Here is a 19,198-nt window from a genome sequence, read left to right as displayed (position 1 = left end):
CGCACCGTCGGGTGCGGGCCCCGCAACAAGGAATTCCGATGGCAAGCAGCAAATCCAGCAAGAAGGCGCCGAAGAAGGCCGAACCGGCCAAGGACAACGCGTCCGCCAAGGCGAAGGGCAAGGCCAAGGCCGCGTCGAACCCGGCGCCCACCCTGGCGCCGCTGGCGCTGGCCGATGTGCGCTCGAAGATCGACCAGATCGACCGCGACATCCAGAACCTGATCGCCGAGCGCGCACGCTTCGCGCACCAGGTCGGCAAGGCCAAGGGCAAGCTCGCCGCCGCCGTTGACTACTACCGCCCCGAGCGCGAAGCGCAGGTGCTGCGCATGGTGGTGGACCGCAACGAAGGCCCGCTCAGCGATGAGCTGCTGGTGCACGTCTACCGCGAGATCATGTCGGCCTGCCTGGCCCAGCAGGAGCCGCTGAAGATCGGCTACCTCGGCCCGGAAGGCACCTTCAGCCAGCAGGCCGTGCTCAAGCATTTCGGCCGTTCGGCGCTCGGCCTGCCGATGGCCAGCATCGAAGAAGTGTTCCAGGAAGTGGAAGCGGGCAACGCCGATTTCGGCGTGGTGCCGGTGGAAAACTCGGGCCAGGGCACCATCCAGATCACCCTGGACATGTTCCTGACCTCGAACCTGAAGATCTGCGGCGAAGTGGAGCTGCGCGTGCAGCAGTACCTGATGTCGCGCAGTGGCCGCATCGAGGACATCGAGCGCATCTACGCGCACCCGCAGTCGTTCATGCAGACCTCGGCCTGGCTGCGCGCCAACCTGCCGAAGGCCGAGAAGATTCCGGTGTCGAGCAACGCCGAAGGCGCGCGCCGTGCGCGCAACGCCGACGACGCAGCTGCCATCGGTGGCGAGAGTGCCGGCCATGTGTACGGCCTGAAGAAGGTGGTCACCAAGCCGATCCAGAACGATGCCGACAACACCACCCGCTTCCTCGTGGTGGGCCGCAACATCTTCCCGACTTCCGGCCATGACCGCACCTCGGTGCTGGTGTTCATCCACGACAAGCCCGGTGCGCTGTTCGACGTGCTCAGCCCGTTCGCCCGCCACGGCATCAGCATGAATCGCATCGAGTCGCGGCCGTCGCACCACGGCAAGTGGGAATACGGCTTCTTCATCGACCTGGCCGGCCACATCGACGACGCGCCGATGCAGGCTGCGCTGGCCGAACTGGAAGCGCACTCGGCGCAGATCAAGGTGCTGGGCTCCTATCCGGTGGCCGTGCCCTGAGTGCTGCTGCGGTGGCTGCGGCCGCCGCTCCCTGATGCATCGCCGGCGCTGTCGGCGTTTACGGAACGATCGAACGATGAGCAATGCGCAACACTGGATCGCCCGCAAGGGCCAGCCGCTGCAGGGCAGCCTGACCATTCCCGGCGACAAGTCCGTCTCGCACCGCTCGGTGATGTTCGCCGCGCTGGCTGATGGCACCTCGCATATCGAAGGCTTCCTGGAAGGCGAAGACACCCGCGCGACCGCGCGCATCTTCAGCCAGCTGGGTGTGCGCATCGAAACCCCCAGCCCGTCGCAGCGCATCGTGCACGGCGTCGGTATCGACGGCCTGCAGGCTCCGGATGCGCCGCTGGACTGCGGCAACGCCGGTACCGGCATGCGCCTGCTGGCCGGCCTGCTGGCGGGCCAGGCGTTCGACTGCACGCTGATCGGCGATGAGTCGCTGTCCGGTCGTCCGATGCGCCGCGTGACCGGCCCGCTGTCGCAGATGGGCGCGAAGATCGACACCCAGGATGACGGCACGCCGCCGCTGCACGTGCATGGCGGGCAATCGCTGCACGGCATCGACTTCGCCTCGCCGGTGGCCAGCGCGCAGATCAAGTCGGCGGTGCTGCTGGCCGGCCTGTATGCGCAGGGCGAAACCAGCGTGGTGGAACCGCACCCGACCCGCGACTACACCGAGCGCATGCTGTCCGCGTTCGGCGTGGACATCGAATTCTCGCCCGGCAAGGCCCGCCTGCGTGGCGGCCAGCGCCTGCGCGCCACGGATATCGTGGTACCGGCCGACTTCTCTTCGGCCGCGTTCTATCTGGTTGCCGCCAGCATCATTCCCGGCTCCGAACTGCGACTGAAGCAGGTCGGCCTGAACCCGCGCCGCACCGGCCTGCTGCACGCGCTGCGCCTGATGGGCGCGGACATCAGCGAAGAGAATCCGGCCGAGCAGGGCGGTGAGCCGGTGGCCGACCTGGTGGTGCGCTACGCCCCGTTGAAGGGTGCGCGCATTCCGGAAGCACTGGTGCCGGACATGATCGACGAGTTCCCGGCCCTGTTCGTGGCCGCTGCGGCCGCCGAAGGCCAGACCGTGGTCAGCGGTGCCGCCGAACTGCGGGTGAAGGAATCCGATCGTCTTGCGGCGATGGCAACCGGCCTGCGCGCGCTGGGCATGCAGGTGGACGAAACCGAAGATGGCGCCACCCTGCACGGCGGTGTGCGCTTGGGCAGCGGCACCATCGAAAGCCACGGTGACCACCGCATCGCAATGGCCTTCGCCATTGCCGGCCAGATCAGCGATGGCGAAGTGCGCATCAACGACATCGCCAACGTCGCCACGTCCTTCCCGGACTTCGATGGCCTGGCGCGCAGCGCCGGGTTCAATCTGGCCTGAACGGCCACACCCGGCGGATGACGCGGCCCGGTGGGTGCCAACCTTGGTTGGCACGCTCACATCACCCGGTAGGTGCCAACCTTGGTTGGCACGCTCACATCACCCGGTAGGTGCCAACCTTGGTTGGCACGCTTCTCCAAATAAAAAGACGGAGGCCGAAGCCTCCGTCGAAACGTCACGAACCCCTCGTCCGCGATCAACGCTGCTCGGTGCGGAAATCCACCGGGACCCGCACCACGCTTGCTACTGCGCGGCCGTCATGCACCGCAGGCTGGAACTTCCAGTTCTGCACGGTGTTCAGCACCGCACGATCCAGGTCGCGGCTGCGCTCGCCGCTGCGCGAAACGATCGCAGCGTTGGCGACATTGCCGCGGGTATCGACATTCAGGCTGGCAATCACGCTGCCCTGAACGCCACTGCGCAGTGCGGCGGCGGGGTAGGTGGGCATGCGGTTGCTGGCCAGCGGGCGTGCTTCGCGATTACGCACCACCGGTGCAGCCTTGGGCTGGCTGGAGGCCGGCGCAGCCTGGCGCGCTGCGGGCGCCGCTGCATCGGTTACCGCGGCCTGCTCAGGGGCTGGCAACATGCGCTCACCGACCGGTGCCGGCGCCACATCTTCCTGGTTGGAATGACGCAGCCACAGCAGGGCGGCCGCAAACATCGCCACGATCAGCGCGATCCACATCCAGGGCGACGTGGGCTTGTGCTGCACGCTTGAATCCTGCTGCAGCTGCGGCGAATGAAGGTCTTCGTGGGTGGTGGCAGTCATCGCAAACTCCTTCCGTCAATGGACGACGTGGGCAGTGTTGCCCGAGCACGGACGGAAAGTGTCAGCGTTGCGTCAACGCCACCGGCAGGGTTCAGTTTGCCTGCCGGGAAGTGTTCAGTTACTGCGTCTTGAAGTCGAACGGCACTTCAATGCTGCCGGGCACGGCCTGGCCATTGCTCTGCGCCGGGGTGAAACGCCAGCGGCGCACCGCGTCGGTGGCGGCACGGTCGAGCTCGCGTGAACCACTGCGCTGGATGACCGTGGCGTTGTTCGGGTAGCCGGTGGCATCCACATCCACGCGTACCACCACGGTGCCGGTTTCACCGGCGCGCAGGGCGGCGGCGGGGTACGACGGCGGCGGCGACTGGCCGGCAATCGGCATCGGCTGGCTGTTGCCGGTCGCAGCCGGCGCAGCGCCCGGGGTGGCCGGGGCCGGCTCGGCGATCGGGGCGGGCGGTGGCGGGGCAGTTTCGACCAGCTTCGGCGCTTCTTCCTCCACCGGTGCCGGCTTGGCGTCAGGCATGTCGCTGGATCCGGCTGCAGCGGCCAGCGGTTCCGGCAGGGGCTCGACCTGGGCGGTTTCCTGCGGGGTCTGTGCGGCCGGGTCGGCGCGGAAGAACTCCTTGTCACGGCCGGTCAGCCAGACCAGCACGAACAGCAGCACGCCCACGCCGAAGGCGATGCCGGCGATCTTCAGGGCGTTGCGCGGGATATGCACAGTGAATGACTTGGCGGACGACGAGCGGGGTGCAGACATGGACCGGACCAGTACGGGATGGCCCGATTCTGCCACGGCGGGAATGAACCGGGCGGCAGAAAACCGTATAACAGGCGATAATCCCGTTCCTGATACCCACCACGACACCTGCCATGCTTGATCCAGCCCTGCTCCGCCACCAGCCCGCCGACCTCGCCGAACGCCTGCGCACCAGCCGCGGCTTCGAGCTCGACGTGACTGCCCTGGAGTCCCTGGAGGCCGATCGCAAGCGCATCCAGGTGCGGACCCAGGAGCTGCAGAGCCTGCGCAACAGCCGTTCCAAGGCCATCGGCCAGGCCAAGGCCAAGGGCGAAGACGTTTCGGCCATCATGGCCGAGGTCGCTGCCTTCGCCGACGAGCTGAAGGCCTCGGAAGTGGCGCTGGACGAGCTGCGCGAGAAGATCGACGCCATCTCGATGGGCATTCCGAACCTGCCGGCCGATGACGTGCCGGCCGGTGCCGACGAGAACGACAACGTCGAGCAGGCGCGCTGGGGCACCCCGCGCCAGTTCGACTTCAAGGTGCTCGATCACGTTGAGCTGGGCGCCCGAAACAAGTGGCTCGATGGCGAGACTGCCGCCAAGCTGTCCGGCTCGCGCTTCACTGTGCTGCGCGGCCCGATCGCGCGCCTGCATCGCGCTCTGGCCCAGTTCATGCTCGACCTGCACAGCGGTGAGCATGAGTACCAGGAGACCAACGTGCCGGTGATCGTCAATGCCGACAGCCTGTACGGCACCGGCCAGCTGCCCAAGTTTGAAGAGGACATGTTCATCACCCAACTGGGTGAGCAGAAGCGTTATCTGATCTCGACCTCGGAAATTTCGCTGACCAACATCGCCCGCGACGAGATCCTCGACGCCGAACGCCTGCCGCTGCGCATGACCGCCCACTCGCTGTGCTTCCGTTCCGAAGCCGGCAGCGGCGGCCGCGACGTGCGCGGCATGATCCGCCAGCACCAGTTCGAGAAGGTCGAGCTGGTCTCGATCTGTCGCCCGGAAGACAGCGACGCCGAGCACCAGCGCATGACCCGCTGCGCCGAAGTGGTGCTGGAGAAGCTGGGACTGCCGTACCGCAAAGTGCTGCTGTGCACCGGCGACATGGGCTTCTCGGCGGTGAAGACCTACGACCTGGAAGTCTGGCTGCCGTCGCAGGAGACCTACCGCGAGATCTCCTCGTGCTCGAACTGTGGTGACTTCCAGGCCCGCCGCATGCAGGCCCGCTGGCGCAACCCGGCCACTGGCAAGCCGGAGCTGGCGCACACGCTGAATGGCTCGGGCGTGGCCGTTGGCCGCGCGATGATCGCGGTGATGGAGAACTACCAGAACGCCGACGGCAGCATCACCGTGCCGGAGGCCCTGCGCCCGTACATGGGCGGCCTGGAAACCATCGGCTGATAGCCTGATGGGGTGGGTGCCATGCTTGCATGGCACTGCTCTGGCTCTGGTGGGTGCCATGCTTGCATGGCACCGTATCCACGCATGGCGTGGATCTACAATGCGGGCTACATCCACGCCATGCGAGGATGAACCACCGTGATCACTCCACAGCGCGCAGCTTCTCCAACGGCACCCATCCCGGTTCGCCGGTTCCCGGCAAGCACCACGCCCAGCCATTGAGCGTGCGCACCCCGCGCAACATCTGCCCCGGATCCACATCCAGTTCCCGCGCGCAGTAATCCTCCGTGGCAAACGCGCCACCCTGCGCATCGCGGCCGATCACCGGTGCTGGCACGAATCCGGGCTGCTGCCCTTCGACTTCGCACAGGAACCAGTCGTCCCAGCCTTCCGGGCCTTCATAGCGTTCGCCTACCACCAGCGCCTGGCCACGGCGCAGGGTGATCGGGTGCGGAAATTCGCTGCGGTGTGCAGTGGTCACGATGTAGTTCATGGCCCCAGCCTAACGTTCTGGTGAGCGTCGCGCATGGCAGCGTATCCACGCGCACGTGCAGTAGATCCACGCCATGCGTGGATGACGTGGCGCTCAGTCCGTACGCCACAAAAAAACGGCCCCGCAAAGCGGGGCCGCCAGGGTGGGCCGGGATGGGGGAGGGGATCCCGGCCCGCGTTCAGCGCCCAGACGAGGAGAGAGCGGCGCCGAACGCTGGAACGTTTATGCAGCAGCGGCCTCGGCCGCTTCGTGCGACGGCAGCGCAGCCAGTGCGCCGGCAATGGCGTCTTCGCGGTGCTGCGGCGAGTAGGCGATGCCTTCGGCGCGTACGAACTCGACATCGTTGATGCCCCAGAAGGCAAACGTCTGGCGCAGGAACGGTTCCTGGAAGTCCGCGGGCGAATCGGTGTAGATGCCGCCACGGCTGCTGGCGATGATCACCCGCTTGCCACCGGCCAGGCCGACCGGGCCGTTCTCGGTGTACTTGAAGGTGCGCCCGGCCACGGCCACGCGGTCGATCCAGGCCTTCAGCGTGGACGGAATGCTGAAGTTGTACATCGGCGCGCCGATCACCACGATGTCGGCCGCCAGGAATTGCTCGAGTACCTGTTCAGCATCGGCGGCTTCGGCCGCGTCGGTCTTGGCAAGCGATCCGCTGCGCAGATGCGGTACCGGATTGGCGTCAAGATCGCGATAATCAACCTGCAGGCCGTCGATCTGCTGCGTGAACTGGGCCACCACGGCGGCGGTCAGGTGGCGGGAGACGGAGTTGTCGCCAAGCACGCTGGCGTCGATGTGCAGAAGCTTCATGGCAGTACCTATGTTCGGGAGAGGTGGCGGGGCTTGCCGCCGACGGAGAGAACGATAGGTTGTTGCAAAGGCGGAATAAAGGTGGTTGAATGCCACGTATTGTTCTAGATATGGAACTCGGGCATGCATGACCTGAATGATCTGTACTACTTCGCGATGGTGGTCGACCACGGCGGGTTCGCCGCCGCCGAGCGCGCACTGGGTATCCCCAAGTCGCGCCTGAGCCGCCGCATCAGCCAGCTGGAAACCGACCTGGGCGTGCGCCTGCTGCAGCGCTCCACGCGTCGTTTCGCGGTCACCGATGTCGGCACCAGCGTGCACCGCCACGCGCAGACGATGCTGGCCGAGGCGCAGGCCGCCCGCGAAGTGGTGGACCGCCTCAGCGCGGAACCCCGCGGCGTGGTGCGCGCCAGCGTGCCGGTATCGCTGGCGCAGATGCAGCTGCCCAAGCTGCTGCCCAAGTTCCTGGAGCAGTATCCGAAGGTGCGGCTGCAGTTGAACATCAGCAATCGCCGCGTGGACATCATCAACGAAGGCTACGACGTGGCCCTGCGCGTGCGTTCGCGCCTGGACGACGACGGCAGCCTGGTGATGCGCAGCTTCGGCCAGGTGCAGGAACTGCTGGTGGCCAGCCCGAAGTACCTGGACCGCGCCGGCCGCCCGAAGGATCCTGAAGAGCTGACCCAGCACGTCACCCTCAGCATCAGCGAGGACGAAGCACGCCAGCGCTGGGAGCTGCATGGTCCGGAAGGCGAAGTGCGCAGGGTGGACCTGCAGCCGCGCGTGGCCGGCTTCGACTTCCCGCTGCTGCAGAGCATGGTGAAGGACGGTTTCGGCATCACCATGCTGCCGGAAACCGTGTGTGCCGATGCGGTGCGCAACGGTGAACTGGAAGTGGTGCTGCCGGACTGGTCACTGCCGCAGGGGGTGTGCCATGCCGTGTTCGCCTCGCGCCGCGGCCTGCTGCCGGCGGTGCGCGTGTTCATCGACTTCCTGGCCGAGCACCTGCCGCCGCAGCTGGAGGCCTCGCGCCTGGATTGCGGTGGCGCCTGTGAAAAGGCCAAGGAGCGGATCAAGGCCAGTGCGCTGGGCGCGTTGGCAGTGGATGCGGGCTGAGGCACCTACCCGCAACTGCATCGCCGATCTGTGAAACGGTAGCGCCGGGCCATGCCCGGCGTTGCTGCTTTCCGGTCCCGTTCACTTCCGGCCGAACAGCCGATGCCAGAAGCTGCGCCGCGGCGGTGCGGCCGCTGTGGGCTCGGCAACGACCGGCGCTTCCAGCACCGCCATCAGTTCCGCGCTGCGTGGCTTCTTCAGGAAGCGGGCGTAGTCCATGTAGCTGGTCACCTTGCTCATGTGCAGGCGCTCCGGCATTGCCGGCAACGCGCCGCCCTGCAGCAGCACCCGCAGTGCCTGTGGACGGTCCAGGCGGATCGCCTCGAACAGGGCGGTGCCGCCGCAACCGGGTTCGATCTGGTTGGCGCGTTGTGGCGCCTCCTTCAGCAGCTCTCGCAGCGCATCCGGGTCGTCGCGGTCCACGGCCCCTACAAGCCGTGCCAGCGCTTCAGCCTCTTCGGGTGGAAGGCTGTCGCGGTAGGCCTGGTCGGCGATCTCGCGCTCGTCGCGCCCGTCACCGCCCTGGATGCACAGGAAGTCGGTCACCAGGGCGACCGGAATGCCGGAGGTATCCAGCGCCCAGTAGCTCGGATAGACGCCGTCGCCCCAGCCGCTGGTGAATACGACCAGGCCGTGTGGAGAGTCCTCGCCCCAGGGGCGGTATTCGGCGCCCTCATCCAGGCCGTCATGGTCGATCAGCGCATCCGACCATTCGCTGTCTTCGTCGCCATCGGCCTGTTCGATCAGGGCCAGCAGTGCCTGCTGAGTGTTGGTATCCATGAAGCAGCCGATGCCGGCGTCGACCGGATAGCCAATGAAGCTGTCCTCATCCAGTCCAGTGAGGTCCTGCGTGGTCCAGCGCGCCATCTGCCAGTGAAGGGCCGACGCAGTGAGGGCTTCGCGGGGCCTGAACCAGACCACGGCCAGCGCCGGGCGGCCGCTGTGCACGATGATCTCGACCGGATGCCGGCCCAGCGGGGCGGTGTAGTCGGCCAGCGCGGGCGCGTCGGCCTGGACCAGCGGATCGCAGACCACCAGATGCCCACTGCTGACCGGCAGGTGCCCGGCGAACGCGCGGTGCAGGGCCACTGCGGCCAGCTGGGTGTCGTCCAGCAGGGTGGTGCGCAGGTTGGCCAGATCGAGGTGGACCATGGGGGCTCCGATTGCGGTGAAGGCCCCACCGTGCCGGATGCGAAGGGCGGGGGCAAGGGTGGTCTTGGGTAAATGCCCTTCACGTGCGAGAATACGCCGCTGCCCGGGCGACCGGGACCCGATTGGAGAGATGGCCGAGCGGTTTAAGGCACCGGTCTTGAAAACCGGCGAAGGGTTAAACCTTCCGTGGGTTCGAATCCCACTCTCTCCGCCAAGATTCCAGAAGGCCCCTAGAGATAGGGGCCTTCTTGTTTTCTCAGGCGTCTCTACCTGCGCAGCTGTCCTCAGCTGAGGAGAGGGATGGATGCTAAAACTCCTGGCAGAGCATCAAGAAATCGATTCAGACCGTTGCTGCAGTGGAAGTGATCCTGCTGTTTCACGCGGAGTCCGATGTCGACGGCGCTGCTGCGGCTCAAGCAGGAAGTGGTGCGCGGTACCCCTGTGTTCTTGCTGAGTCGGCGGATAAGAAGCGCTCCCACTTGATCGGTGGGATGTTCCGAGAGACAGCAGCACAAAATGCCGTTTACTGAGCTAGTATTCAGGTTTCACGGACAGGACTGATCATGAGTGAAATGGATGCGGTGGACCCGGCTTCGGCAGAACAGTCACGAGTAGAGAGTGAGACGCTGCCGCTTGTCATACAGACGGTCGGAGGTTTGTCGGCCGCGGTTGGCGTCATCAGCATCGTGTTGGCGCTTACTGGCATTGTTCCCTGGCTTTTGGGATCAGGCGTCTCCGCGCTTCTTGCTGCGCCTTTCCTCTATGGCTTTGCGGACATCGTGCTCAGCTTGAGAAAGCTGTGCTCAAAGCGTTGATGCAGGTGCTGGAAAAGGATCCATAAGCCGGCCCAGTGCCGGCTTTCTCTTTGTGGGAAAGTGGGAGTCCGTGGTCCTGCCGCCCGCTACAGCCGGCCGCTCACCACTGAGGTGTGGTGTCTGCGTGTTCGAACCGATCGCAGATCCTGGACGGCTACCCGCGACGCCCACCCCTCGGCTTGTTATGGCACAACGGATAGCTGGAGCACGATCTGAAAGCCCCGTGCGGCCCATTCCTCTCCACAAACACCCCCACTTTGCACACCGGGCAGCGCTCCTCGTTGATGGCTGCACCTGAAATCGAGGTCACCTCCACTGCTCCGTCCTTCACCAGCTCATCCAGGAACGGCGAGTGCTTGCCCTGCAGGGTGAACATCGCCACCGAACGTCGCGCACGGGTCAGCGCGACATAGAACAAGCGCCGTTCTTCGCTCAGTGGATAGGTATCGCCGTCCGGCATCGCCAGCGAAAGCACCGGGTCATCCGCGCGCAGGCTCGGGAAGCTGCGGTTGATCATGCCCGGCAGGATCACGTAGTCCGCCTCGCGCCCCTTCGATCGATGTGCGGTCAGGAACTCGACGTCCATCGTGCTGCCGAAGGCCGTCTTCCAATCCGAAGGCACCGCACCGCGATCCGCGCGATACCGGCCCAGAACAAAGACTGTCACGCGCCCATCGCGCCCGTGTGGAACGGTCCCGGACAGCAGCTGTTGATGCAGCTTCGCGAGGTACTGGCGAACCCCATCCTGTACCTCCTCACGCCGGTTCATCTGGAACGCCTGCAGCACCGGGCCCATTGCCGGTGCGGCAGAGCGAACCTCCTTGACGATCTGCGCGGGGTTCCTGCTGACGAAGTGACTGGAAGCATCGCAGAGCGCCTGCGGGCAGCGGAACGTCTGCTCCAGTTTCAGCACCTGGCCATGGCCCGTCCACTCGCGGAATCCGGTCATCACCGAAACGTCGGCACCGGCGAAGCGATTGATCGACTGCCAGTCATCACCCACCGCGAACAGATAGCGGCCCGGTTGGCTGACCAATGCACGGCAGAGGCGCGCACGGGCGCGCGATGCGTCCTGGAATTCGTCGGCCATCACCAGATCGTAGGGTGATTCATAGTGGCCCTGTTCCATCAGGCCGGCCGCCATGTTGAGCATGTCCTCGAAGTCGATGCCGTGCTCGTCAGCCAGTGCGTTGTCCCAGGCCTGGAAAACCGGCCCTGCAATTTCCAGGAAGCGCCGGTAGCGTTCCTTGAACTGATCCTCGGGCATCTGCCGCAGGCGTGCGGCCATATCGTCCAGCGTCAGGCAGTTGCTCTTGGCATGGGCAACGAAGGTGCGCATCAGGCCGATCAGGTCCGCGTCCGGCATCGGATTGGCGCCTTGATCGGGCAGTTCGCGGTCCGGGTTCGGGTCGAGTTCGACGTCAGACGCGCCAAGCTTCTCTGCGAGGTCCAGCAGGGCATGCCCGCTGCGCAGGCCAAACGACGTCGTCTCGACCAGGGCGGTGCCGCGCGTCACATGCTGCTGGCGCTTCCAGTGCACGCCCTCGCTGTAGTTGGCAAAGTGCTTCGGCGGCTGGCCATCGGCATCCAGCGCAAAGTGCTCGTGATACAGCTGGGCGTCCGGATAGTAGAAGTCCGGACGATACTGGCGGTGGGTGTCTGTCGCGGTATCGAATTCATAGCGCTGTTCGTAGTCGTACGCCACGCCGTTGTAGAACAGCCAGTCGGCGATCACGCACTCTTCCAGGCTCTTCACCCGCTCACCTTGGAGGGTGCGAATGTAGGGCGTGCCATCGCGGTTGTAGCCGTCGGCCTCCATTTCCGCGCCGAATGGCGGCAGGTCGCGCCCGAATACCAGGCGGAACATGTCCCACTGGGTGCGGAAATGGGTCGAGCGGTCCTTCAGGTCATCCACCAGTTCGGCCAGCTTGTTGAAGCCCAGCGTCGCGTCGACCGCCCATTCCGGGATATCGGGCTTGCGCCCTGTCGCTTTGGCGATGATGGCCAGGCCGAGGGCGTGGAAGGTTCGGGCTTCGACCACGGTGTCGCCCATGCCGAGCCGGTCGAAGCATCGCTGCGCGCGCTCCTCCAGCTCCTTGGCGGCGTCCTTGTTGAAGGCGAGCATCACGATCCGTTCGGCATCGACGAAGCCGCGATCGATGGCATAAGCGGCCTTGGCGACCATCGTGGAAGTTTTGCCAGAGCCGGCCGCGGCCACGACCTGCACGCGGTTGTCGAAGCAGATGACCGCGCGGGCCTGCTCTTCGGTCAGGGGCTTGCTCTCGACTCGGTCCAGGAAGTCCCTGGCCAGCACCAACTCCCGCGTTGCCATGGTCGCGTTGGCCTCGGCCCAGACGACCGGCCAATCCAGCTGCCAGTCGTGCAGGGCATCCAGCGCAGCACGATGGTTGTGCGAATGCAGGTCGCCATGCACGTTTTCATCAAGGAACAGTTGCTCCAACTCCGGCGGCGGCAGCGGCAGGGAGGAGCGCTCGGCCAGCAGCGCCTGCTGCTGCTCGTGGGTGATCCAGCGGCAGCCGGCACTGCCGCGGTCGATGAGGGCATCCGCGGCGCTCAACCACGTCTGGATCTGCTCCAGGATCGTGTCAAACAAGGCCTTGCGCCCGCGTGTGGTGCGCGCAAAGCGCACGTGCTGCAGCGCCGCCGCAAGCCGTGACGCCTGCGCGTTGGAAAGCCCGTCCACCGACAGCCGCGCGGCGCCTTCTGTCTGCAGCTCGACCTGCGACCAGAAAAGCCCTGGAATGACCTGCACGCTGTGATCATCATCCACGCGTTGCCGGTACTGCTGACCGGCGACGTTCAGCTCGATGTTCTCGCCATCCAACCGCAGCCACCAGTGTGGTGAACGAGTCACACGTTGGCCCCAGATCGAGGGGCGCCATTCCATAGACATCCAGGTACTGCCTTGCAAGCGTCAACCGGGCATGTAGCGCCCCTAAGCCCGCATGATAAGGGGCCTTGACGTTGCGTTTGGCCTTCTCAATTGTCTGGCGCATGCATCATGACGCGTCTGGATCCAGGAGCAGGCCATGGACATCGACTGGAACCGCGTGGGAACCTTGAAGCACACCGGTGGTGGCTACGATATCCGGACGGATCCATTGAGGATCCTGGTGCCCGCTGCGAGGCAAGGGCACGAGGGAGAAGTTTCCGACATACTGATCGTGATGGACGATGGCACCGTCATTCCGCCAGACGGGATCTTGCGTTTGGCGCTCATGTCGATGACCCAGCGGCGGTGGGAGCCTGAGGGTATGCGACCGGTGGCGGCCAAGGGCCACTGTGGCGCCGCGTGTGTTACGGCTGGTTCACCATTCGCTGCAGCATCGAGGGCGCGTTGCAGCCCTCCATCCCCCCGCATCAATCGAGCGCGGTTGCGGTCATCCGCTCAGGCATTCACATCCACGACAATCCGCCCACGCACCTTGCCCGGGATGATCTGCTCGTAAACCTCAAGCACGTCGGCAAGCCCAATCAGTTGCACCGTGCTTTCAAGCTTCTGCGGATCCAGGTCGGTGGCAAGCCGGTCCCACGCACGCTGGCGAACGTCCTGTGGCGCGTTCACCGAATCCACGCCGGCAAGGGTTACGTTGCGGAGAATGAAGGGCAGCACCGAGCCGTGCAGTGCATCGCTCTGCGCCAGTCCACAGGCGGCGACGGCGCCGCGGTATTTCGTCTCGGCAATCGCGTTGACGAGGGTAGGGCCGCCGGCCACATCGATCACGCCGGCCCAACGCTCGGCGCTCACCGGACGGTCGCGCGGTTCTGAAAGCTGTGCGCGATCGATGATCTCGGCGGCACCCAGGCTGTGCAGATACTCGGCGTGTTCCGGGCGTCCGGTGGCAGCCACAACGCGATAGCCCAGCTTTGAAAGAATCGCCACCGCGATCGAGCCGACGCCACCGTTGGCGCCGGTCACCAGCACATCGCCCTTGTCCGGCGTCACGCCGGCTTGTTCCAGGGCCAGTACGCACAGCATGGCGGTATAGCCAGCGGTGCCGATGGCCATGGCGTCGCGGGTGGTCAGGTTGTCGGGAATCCTGTTGAGCCATTCGCCACGCACGCGGGCGCGCTGCGCCAGGCCGCCATGGTGGCTCATGCTCAGGTCCCAGCCATTCAACACGACACGGTCACCGGGCTGGAAATCGGCATTGCTCGACTCCAGCACCACGCCGGAAAGGTCGATGCCGGGAATCAACGGGAAGGTGCGGATGACTGGACGCGAATTGGTGAGGGCCAGTGCGTCCTTGTAGTTCAGCGTTGAATATTCAACCTGCACCAGCACGTCGCCGTCCATCAGGTTGGCGTCATCGAAATCGACCAGTTCCGTGGATACGCCGTCGTTCGTTTTGCGGGTCAGCAGTGCCTTGAAACTCATGGTGGGGGCTCACGTTCAGTGGATGAACTCATGCTAGGCTCGCACCGTTATCGCAACAAGAACGATGATTTTCCGTAGGTACTATGGTTTTCCGGAGTATTCATGCGTAGCAGGCGTTGGGACGGCAAGAGCGGTTGCGCTGTGGAGGTCACGCTGTCGGTGATGGGTGGCGTGTGGAAGCCTGTCATCCTCTTTCACCTGATGACCGGCAAGCGTCGCTTCATGGAGCTGACGCGGGGGGTGCCCAATGCCACCCAGTCCATGCTCACCAGCCAGCTGCGTGAACTGGAAGCCGATGGCGTGGTGATCCGCCACGTGTACCCGGAAGTGCCGCCGAAGGTGGAGTACGAGCTTTCCGGGTTCGGGCGCACACTGGTGCCGGTGCTGCTGGCCATGCGCGAGTGGGGTGAAACCTATCGCGGCCATAGAAGCACGGACAGCGACGGCTGAGACCTGAAGCGGAGCGCCGAAGCAATAACCGCAGTACTGCAGGCGGCGCATGTGGAGCACCGCCTGGTTCCATGAAGGGCTGCGATGGGGTTCCGGCTCTGTTGACGCCCGGTTGGCTATAGTGGCGCCGGAACCCTGCAATGGAGTGCCCATGCACGTGATGTCCCCCGGCCGTTGCCTGACGCTCGCACTTGCCGTCGTAGTGAGTGCCGGCGCGTGTGCACGGCCACCGTCCACCGAACACGAAAGGAATCCCGACATGTCCGGCGCAGCCCAGACCGGCCGCACGATCAACGGCCACACCTATACCGATGCCCCCGTGGACGTGAAGCTGGGGCCGAGTACCTTCCGCATTCCGGCCAACTACCTGGATAGCCAGATTGCACCGTGGCCCGGCGAGGGCGTGACGCTGGTCATCGAGTGGCCGGACATGAAGCCGACACTGCCGGGTGCCCGGGCGAATCCGCGTACGAATGATTTCCGCAAGGAGATTGCCGTGGCGATCGATTACATTGATCGCGCACCAATCGAAACATCATTGGAGCGACTGTCCTCGAACCAGGCATCCACTGAAGAGGGGTCGGTGGAGCGGAGGGATCCTCGGGATCGGCTCGATCTGCGGATTGCGCGGCCCGACGTCATGGGCCTGACGCCTTACGCCATCGATGAAACAAAGATGGTCGTTTTCTCGAAGGAATACCAAGCGCGCTATGGAAGGCCGCCCACCCGCAATCCTGCCTTTGAAGATGATTGGTACATCGCGCGCGCTCCCAACGGCAGCCTGGCCACATTCATCAAATGCGAAAGCACGGCCTTCCGGGGGGATGGCGTTCGCCTGCAGGGCGATCAGGTCATCAGTGAGCAAGGGCAAGCGGCGGCAGGTTGCTTCCACTATTTCTCGGATGTGGAGAACAAGCTTTCCATCTCGCTGAACTACAAGCGGGCCTTCCTGGGTGACTGGAAGCGGATGGAAGATGCGGTGCGGGATGTCCTCGCGCGCAGCCGAGTCCGGTAATGAGTGCATTCAGGAGCAGGCAATGGGCGGATTGACGCAAGAGAATCTTAAGATTCTGGCCAGCTATGCCAAGGCCGGAAACCGCGAGTTGTACTGGAACTATCTGTCGCAGCTGCCGGATGCGGATGGCTACGGGACGCTTGCGCTGGGTGTCGTTCGCAACGACAGCCTGCCAGGCCGCGTTGCAAACAGTTACGCACAGGATTATGCCCGGCACCAGGAGGGCAAGGGCTCCGGCTTCCCCGACGCGCAGCTGAGCGAGCGCCAATGGGAGATGTTTGGCCAGACGCTTCTGCGCCAGGACCTGGAGCGACGCTTGTACTGGATGGAGCAGGGACGTCCCGAATTGGCACTGAATCTCCCCGGCAAGGATGTGATGCTGGCCCACGACCGTGCATTTGAACGGCATGAGCTTGATCCCAACTGCTGGACGCCCCGCGTGCTGCTGGAGGCGGCCGAGCAGAAGAGCGGCCCGGAGAAGCTGGAACAGATCTGGACCAACATGCTCAACAATGACTACGCCGGGGGCCCGCGCGTAGGCAACACCAGCGTCGATGCCATCAGCCAGATGGGATGGGCGAAGGGCGGGCAATACCTGACCCGGTTGAGCGCGCTGGAAGCCACCCAGGCACTGGAGGGCCGCTCTGCGGTCGATCCAAACGTCATCGGTGGCAACAGCTACTACGCGATGTACTTCGAAGCCGACAGGAAATGGGCCAGCGTCAGTGCGGGCGGCGGCCACCTGTCATTGCGCGAGATCACTGATCCCGCCCGTATCGCCGAACTCAACGACGCCCGCGAGGTTCGTCTGGAGCGGCAGGAGAAGCGCACCCAGTTCCACCCGGACGACCCGTATCGGACCATTACCCGCAGCCCGCTTACCGCAGCGGTAGACGCGGTGCCGGATCCCACACAGGCACCGACCCGTCTGGCTGACATTGGTCCGGGCCACCGTGAGTACGCATTGATGCAGCAGGTGCGCGAAGGCGTGGCCGCGATCGATGCCAGCGCAGGGCGTACCCACGATGAGAACAGCGAGCGCCTCGTGGCGAGCGTGATGGCATTGGCGCGCCGCAACCAGCTCGAACGTGCCGACCATGTGCTGCTGAGCGCCCAGACCGCCGATCACCCGGCCGGCCGCAACGTGTTCGTGGTGCAGGGGGAGTTGAATGATCCGGCGCATCTGCGCGCCGCCATGCCCACGGATAGGGCGGTGCAGACGCCGGTCGAGCAGTCACTGCAGGCGCTGCAGGCCGTCGGTGCGGATCGTGGACAGGTACACGCGCAGCGCCATCAGCAGGAAATCGAAGTGCAGGCGCGCGACACCCCGGCCATGCGCATGGGCTAGGGTCCGGGCCGCCATAGCCCCTGCCTCACGCGATCTTTGCAACTCTGTGCGCCGGCATTGCTAAGTTCGATTGGCATCCATCACAGGAACCTGCAATGACCCGGACGTCCCCGCTTGTCCTGCTGGGCCTCTGCCTGGCCCCGGCCCTGGCCTTCGCCCAATCCGACCGGCAGGTGGCCGAAGACATGGTCACCCGCGCCGCCAACGTCTGCCCAGGCCACAGTACTGAGCGCACGGCGCCTACGGTGAAGAAGGTGCCGGTGGGCGCGCTGCGCGTCATGCTCGACCGTGGCCTAGTGATGTGCCCCGACCGCCGCCTCGATGCGTCTGCGCCGGCTGTGTTCTACGGCCGGGTGGGTGTGTTTGGCTGGAATCCGGAGGTTCCGGCCGCTGCGACGGTGGTTGTGGCGAAGATCGACCAGATGACGCGCAAGGATGAGTACCCGGTGGAGACGCTGGTGTGGGATGCCAAGGGCACGGCGCTCACGCAGCAGACGGTGCCCTCGTTTGAGCCGCGCCCGGGTGCGGCGGTGCTGTACAAGGTGCGCTGAGCGCCGCACGTTACCTGGTAGATGCCCACATTGGTGGGCGTTCTGGCCCCCGCGTGTGGTGACGGAGCTGTGCCCACCAAGGTGGACACCTACCAACGCGATGCAACGTGGCATCCCGTATCGGGGTGCTGCTTCGCCGGGGCGTCTGCTGTCAGCGCGGCCAGCATGGCCTGCTGCATTTCCTTCAGCGGCAGATAGCCATCGCCATCGGTAGCCAGCCCCGCGAAATACTTCGCGATTTCCGGCACCACCCTGCGTCCTTCCTGCTGATCTTTCCGTCTTTGTCGGCATCCATTTCCTTGAACGCGGCGTCGATGGAGTCAGCTTGGCTGCTGAAGCGTGCCTGCTGGTACTTCGCGGACTCGGACTTGCCGATGCGACCATTGCCGTTGCTGTCCATGACGGCGAGCTGGCGTGGCTGCTGTCCCGCTTGCACCGATGCCGGCAAGGGCTGAGTTGCCATCTCCCCCTCGGTGTCCAATACAACGATGCCCTTCGGAAGGGGCATCGTTGGGGCTTACGGCGTTGTCTTCGCTTGGCGCGGATCGGCAATGATGCGCGAGGGCGATCCATACAGCACCAGCACCCGCATGCCGGTGCTGAATACCGGATCGGGGCCTTGTACAACTGTCATCAGATTTCCGTTCTCCGTCTGCACCACGTATTCCAGGCCCTTGGCCTGCGAAAGTGCGCGTTCGGAGGCTGCACCGGCAATCGCGCCTACCACCAGGCCGCCAATGGCACCGATGGCCGCCGCCTGGTCGCCGCCACCGATGGTGGAGCCGGCCACACCGCCAGCCGCAGCGCCGGCTACGGCACCACCGCCCTGTGAGCCGTCAATACTGACCGCACGGACACTGATGACCGTGCCGCTGACGGTGCGATTGACCTGTCCCACCGAACCGATGGAGTAGCTGTCCGTGCGCACATTTGGTGCGCATGCGGTCAGTATCACAGCAGCGGATGCGGCCAGCAGCAGGCGCTTCACGGCGCTTCCTGCTTGTTCGGGAACATCAGCTTGGAGATATCCACTGTCTCCAGAGACTGCAGGAACTGGGCGATGTTGTTCTGGGCCGAGCGGCTGATCGACTCACGGGCACGGATCACGCCTGCAAAGGCGTAGTTGAACGGAACTTCGCCGGACGCGCTGACATCCTGGGTGTATACGATGCTGCCGGTGGCACGATCGATCAGCTCGTAGCGGGCGATCGTCGACGATGCTGCACCGCAGTGGCCGCATGAAGGCGTGGCTGACTGCGCGCAAGGATACCTGAATTGGGACGATCTGCCCGGTACTGTCACCTGGCAGGATTGATGCTGCGAAGGACGGAAAAGGGTGCCGGGGGCTCAGCACCGGGTCCGCGCGCCGTCACGCAGATGCGCTGGGCGCAATGTGCTACCGATATGGCGGATGGGTATTCTGCGTGCATGCTCGGCTCGGCCGGCCAGCTGGAATGCAGACTGATACCGTGAGGAGCGAGGAGCACCTTCCGAGAAGCACCAGTGC

19 protein-coding genes and 1 tRNA gene are annotated in these 19,198 nt (G+C 65.0%); 10 read left to right on the top strand and 10 right to left on the bottom strand.

Annotation, left to right across the window (positions count from 1 at the left end; all coding sequences use genetic code 11):
• Positions 1 to 38: 38 nt before the first annotated feature.
• Both pheA and aroA read left to right on the top strand, forming a co-directional pair.
• The gene (gene pheA / locus V3B46_RS02505) at positions 39 to 1,238 is read left to right on the top strand and encodes a prephenate dehydratase (RefSeq protein WP_154352879.1); all 1,200 of its coding nucleotides are present in this window, start codon (positions 39 to 41) and stop codon (positions 1,236 to 1,238) included.
• Between the two features lie 76 nt (positions 1,239 to 1,314).
• Complete coding sequence (gene aroA, locus V3B46_RS02500; RefSeq protein WP_164171359.1) at positions 1,315 to 2,622, top strand: 3-phosphoshikimate 1-carboxyvinyltransferase; 1,308 nt, start codon at positions 1,315 to 1,317, stop codon at positions 2,620 to 2,622.
• A 196-nt stretch (positions 2,623 to 2,818) separates the two neighbouring features.
• Here aroA and V3B46_RS02495 read toward each other — a convergent pair whose 3' ends face one another.
• Both V3B46_RS02495 and V3B46_RS02490 read right to left on the bottom strand, forming a co-directional pair.
• Positions 2,819 to 3,391 (bottom strand): energy transducer TonB, encoded by a 573-nt coding sequence (locus V3B46_RS02495; RefSeq protein WP_329891052.1) that lies wholly within the window; start codon positions 3,389 to 3,391, stop codon positions 2,819 to 2,821.
• Positions 3,392 to 3,509: 118 nt separating this feature from the next.
• Positions 3,510 to 4,148 carry an energy transducer TonB gene (locus V3B46_RS02490; RefSeq protein WP_329891051.1) on the bottom strand — a complete coding sequence of 213 codons (639 nt, stop codon included), beginning with the start codon at positions 4,146 to 4,148 and terminating at the stop codon, positions 3,510 to 3,512.
• Positions 4,149 to 4,261: 113 nt separating this feature from the next.
• Between V3B46_RS02490 and serS the strand changes: the two genes are divergently transcribed.
• Complete coding sequence (serS, locus tag V3B46_RS02485) at positions 4,262 to 5,542, top strand: serine--tRNA ligase (protein ID WP_329891050.1); 1,281 nt, start codon at positions 4,262 to 4,264, stop codon at positions 5,540 to 5,542.
• Positions 5,543 to 5,684: 142 nt separating this feature from the next.
• Here the strand turns inward: serS and V3B46_RS02480 are convergent, their stop codons facing one another.
• Both V3B46_RS02480 and V3B46_RS02475 read right to left on the bottom strand, forming a co-directional pair.
• A complete protein-coding gene (locus V3B46_RS02480; RefSeq protein ID WP_329891049.1) occupies positions 5,685 to 6,035 on the bottom strand; it encodes an SH3 domain-containing protein in 351 nt (116 codons plus the stop codon).
• A 222-nt stretch (positions 6,036 to 6,257) separates the two neighbouring features.
• Positions 6,258 to 6,845 carry an FMN-dependent NADH-azoreductase gene (locus V3B46_RS02475; protein ID WP_149908594.1) on the bottom strand — a complete coding sequence of 196 codons (588 nt, stop codon included), beginning with the start codon at positions 6,843 to 6,845 and terminating at the stop codon, positions 6,258 to 6,260.
• A 123-nt stretch (positions 6,846 to 6,968) separates the two neighbouring features.
• Here V3B46_RS02475 and V3B46_RS02470 point away from each other — a divergent pair, with 123 nt between their 5' ends.
• Positions 6,969 to 7,961, top strand: a complete 993-nt coding sequence (locus V3B46_RS02470) for a LysR family transcriptional regulator (protein ID WP_005410175.1) — start codon at positions 6,969 to 6,971, stop codon at positions 7,959 to 7,961.
• 81 nt (positions 7,962 to 8,042) lie between these two features.
• On the opposite strand, the gene V3B46_RS02465 is transcribed toward V3B46_RS02470, so the two are convergent.
• Positions 8,043 to 9,113 carry a DUF4241 domain-containing protein gene (locus V3B46_RS02465; protein WP_329891048.1) on the bottom strand — a complete coding sequence of 357 codons (1,071 nt, stop codon included), beginning with the start codon at positions 9,111 to 9,113 and terminating at the stop codon, positions 8,043 to 8,045.
• Between the two features lie 124 nt (positions 9,114 to 9,237).
• On the opposite strand from V3B46_RS02465, the gene V3B46_RS02460 reads away from it, so the two are divergent.
• Positions 9,238 to 9,327: transfer RNA gene (locus tag V3B46_RS02460), tRNA-Ser, on the top strand.
• 349 nt (positions 9,328 to 9,676) lie between these two features.
• Complete coding sequence (locus V3B46_RS02455; RefSeq protein WP_046986722.1) at positions 9,677 to 9,928, top strand: hypothetical protein; 252 nt, start codon at positions 9,677 to 9,679, stop codon at positions 9,926 to 9,928.
• Between the two features lie 154 nt (positions 9,929 to 10,082).
• On the opposite strand, the gene V3B46_RS02450 is transcribed toward V3B46_RS02455, so the two are convergent.
• A complete protein-coding gene (locus V3B46_RS02450; protein WP_329891047.1) occupies positions 10,083 to 12,836 on the bottom strand; it encodes a UvrD-helicase domain-containing protein in 2,754 nt (917 codons plus the stop codon).
• 501 nt (positions 12,837 to 13,337) lie between these two features.
• Positions 13,338 to 14,327, bottom strand: coding sequence for an acrylyl-CoA reductase (NADPH) (gene acuI / locus V3B46_RS02445; RefSeq protein ID WP_329891046.1), 990 nt, complete (start codon positions 14,325 to 14,327; stop codon positions 13,338 to 13,340).
• Positions 14,328 to 14,429: 102 nt separating this feature from the next.
• Here acuI and V3B46_RS02440 point away from each other — a divergent pair, with 102 nt between their 5' ends.
• From V3B46_RS02440 to V3B46_RS02425, 4 genes are all read left to right on the top strand, one after another.
• Entirely contained in the window at positions 14,430 to 14,777 is a 348-nt protein-coding gene (locus V3B46_RS02440; RefSeq protein WP_329891045.1) for a winged helix-turn-helix transcriptional regulator, read from the top strand.
• Between the two features lie 151 nt (positions 14,778 to 14,928).
• Entirely contained in the window at positions 14,929 to 15,792 is an 864-nt protein-coding gene (locus tag V3B46_RS02435; RefSeq protein WP_154263943.1) for a Smlt3025 familytype IV secretion system inhibitor, read from the top strand.
• A 22-nt stretch (positions 15,793 to 15,814) separates the two neighbouring features.
• Entirely contained in the window at positions 15,815 to 17,140 is a 1,326-nt protein-coding gene (locus V3B46_RS02430; protein ID WP_329891044.1) for a Smlt3024 family type IV secretion system effector, read from the top strand.
• Positions 17,141 to 17,235: 95 nt separating this feature from the next.
• Entirely contained in the window at positions 17,236 to 17,691 is a 456-nt protein-coding gene (locus tag V3B46_RS02425) for a hypothetical protein (protein WP_329891043.1), read from the top strand.
• A 184-nt stretch (positions 17,692 to 17,875) separates the two neighbouring features.
• Here the strand turns inward: V3B46_RS02425 and V3B46_RS02420 are convergent, their stop codons facing one another.
• Genes V3B46_RS02420 through V3B46_RS02410 form a run of 3 tightly spaced genes read right to left on the bottom strand, consistent with a single transcriptional unit; the run spans position 17,876 to position 18,798 of the window.
• Positions 17,876 to 18,199, bottom strand: a complete 324-nt coding sequence (locus tag V3B46_RS02420; RefSeq protein WP_329891042.1) for an EF-hand domain-containing protein — start codon at positions 18,197 to 18,199, stop codon at positions 17,876 to 17,878.
• 9 nt (positions 18,200 to 18,208) lie between these two features.
• Positions 18,209 to 18,679, bottom strand: coding sequence for an outer membrane lipoprotein (locus V3B46_RS02415; RefSeq protein WP_329891041.1), 471 nt, complete (start codon positions 18,677 to 18,679; stop codon positions 18,209 to 18,211).
• Positions 18,676 to 18,798, bottom strand: coding sequence for a hypothetical protein (locus V3B46_RS02410; protein WP_267874158.1), 123 nt, complete (start codon positions 18,796 to 18,798; stop codon positions 18,676 to 18,678). Before V3B46_RS02410 ends, V3B46_RS02415 begins: the two co-directional genes overlap by 4 nt.
• Positions 18,799 to 19,198 lie beyond the last annotated feature (400 nt).

The sequence above is a fragment of the Stenotrophomonas sp. SMYL11 genome, assembly GCF_036320005.1.
Taxonomy (GTDB): domain Bacteria; phylum Pseudomonadota; class Gammaproteobacteria; order Xanthomonadales; family Xanthomonadaceae; genus Stenotrophomonas; species Stenotrophomonas maltophilia_A.
This window is presented reverse-complemented; position numbering and strand designations above follow the sequence as displayed.

Excerpts from the sequence above, each read along its gene's own strand:
- pheA (WP_154352879.1), top strand. The coding sequence starts at position 39 with ATGGCAAGCAGCAAATCCAGCAAGAAGGCGCCGAAGAAGGCCGAACCG.
- aroA (WP_164171359.1), top strand. The coding sequence starts at position 1,315 with ATGAGCAATGCGCAACACTGGATCGCCCGCAAGGGCCAGCCGCTGCAG.
- serS (WP_329891050.1), top strand. The coding sequence starts at position 4,262 with ATGCTTGATCCAGCCCTGCTCCGCCACCAGCCCGCCGACCTCGCCGAA.
- V3B46_RS02475 (WP_149908594.1), bottom strand. The coding sequence starts at position 6,845 with ATGAAGCTTCTGCACATCGACGCCAGCGTGCTTGGCGACAACTCCGTC.
- V3B46_RS02480 (WP_329891049.1), bottom strand. The coding sequence starts at position 6,035 with ATGAACTACATCGTGACCACTGCACACCGCAGCGAATTTCCGCACCCG.
- V3B46_RS02450 (WP_329891047.1), bottom strand. The coding sequence starts at position 12,836 with ATGGAATGGCGCCCCTCGATCTGGGGCCAACGTGTGACTCGTTCACCA.
- V3B46_RS02430 (WP_329891044.1), top strand. The coding sequence starts at position 15,815 with ATGGGCGGATTGACGCAAGAGAATCTTAAGATTCTGGCCAGCTATGCC.
- V3B46_RS02455 (WP_046986722.1), top strand. The coding sequence starts at position 9,677 with ATGAGTGAAATGGATGCGGTGGACCCGGCTTCGGCAGAACAGTCACGA.
- V3B46_RS02420 (WP_329891042.1), bottom strand. The coding sequence starts at position 18,199 with ATGCCCCTTCCGAAGGGCATCGTTGTATTGGACACCGAGGGGGAGATG.
- V3B46_RS02440 (WP_329891045.1), top strand. The coding sequence starts at position 14,430 with ATGCGTAGCAGGCGTTGGGACGGCAAGAGCGGTTGCGCTGTGGAGGTC.
- V3B46_RS02435 (WP_154263943.1), top strand. The coding sequence starts at position 14,929 with ATGCACGTGATGTCCCCCGGCCGTTGCCTGACGCTCGCACTTGCCGTC.
- V3B46_RS02490 (WP_329891051.1), bottom strand. The coding sequence starts at position 4,148 with ATGTCTGCACCCCGCTCGTCGTCCGCCAAGTCATTCACTGTGCATATC.
- V3B46_RS02425 (WP_329891043.1), top strand. The coding sequence starts at position 17,236 with ATGACCCGGACGTCCCCGCTTGTCCTGCTGGGCCTCTGCCTGGCCCCG.
- acuI (WP_329891046.1), bottom strand. The coding sequence starts at position 14,327 with ATGAGTTTCAAGGCACTGCTGACCCGCAAAACGAACGACGGCGTATCC.
- V3B46_RS02470 (WP_005410175.1), top strand. The coding sequence starts at position 6,969 with ATGCATGACCTGAATGATCTGTACTACTTCGCGATGGTGGTCGACCAC.
- V3B46_RS02495 (WP_329891052.1), bottom strand. The coding sequence starts at position 3,391 with ATGACTGCCACCACCCACGAAGACCTTCATTCGCCGCAGCTGCAGCAG.
- V3B46_RS02465 (WP_329891048.1), bottom strand. The coding sequence starts at position 9,113 with ATGGTCCACCTCGATCTGGCCAACCTGCGCACCACCCTGCTGGACGAC.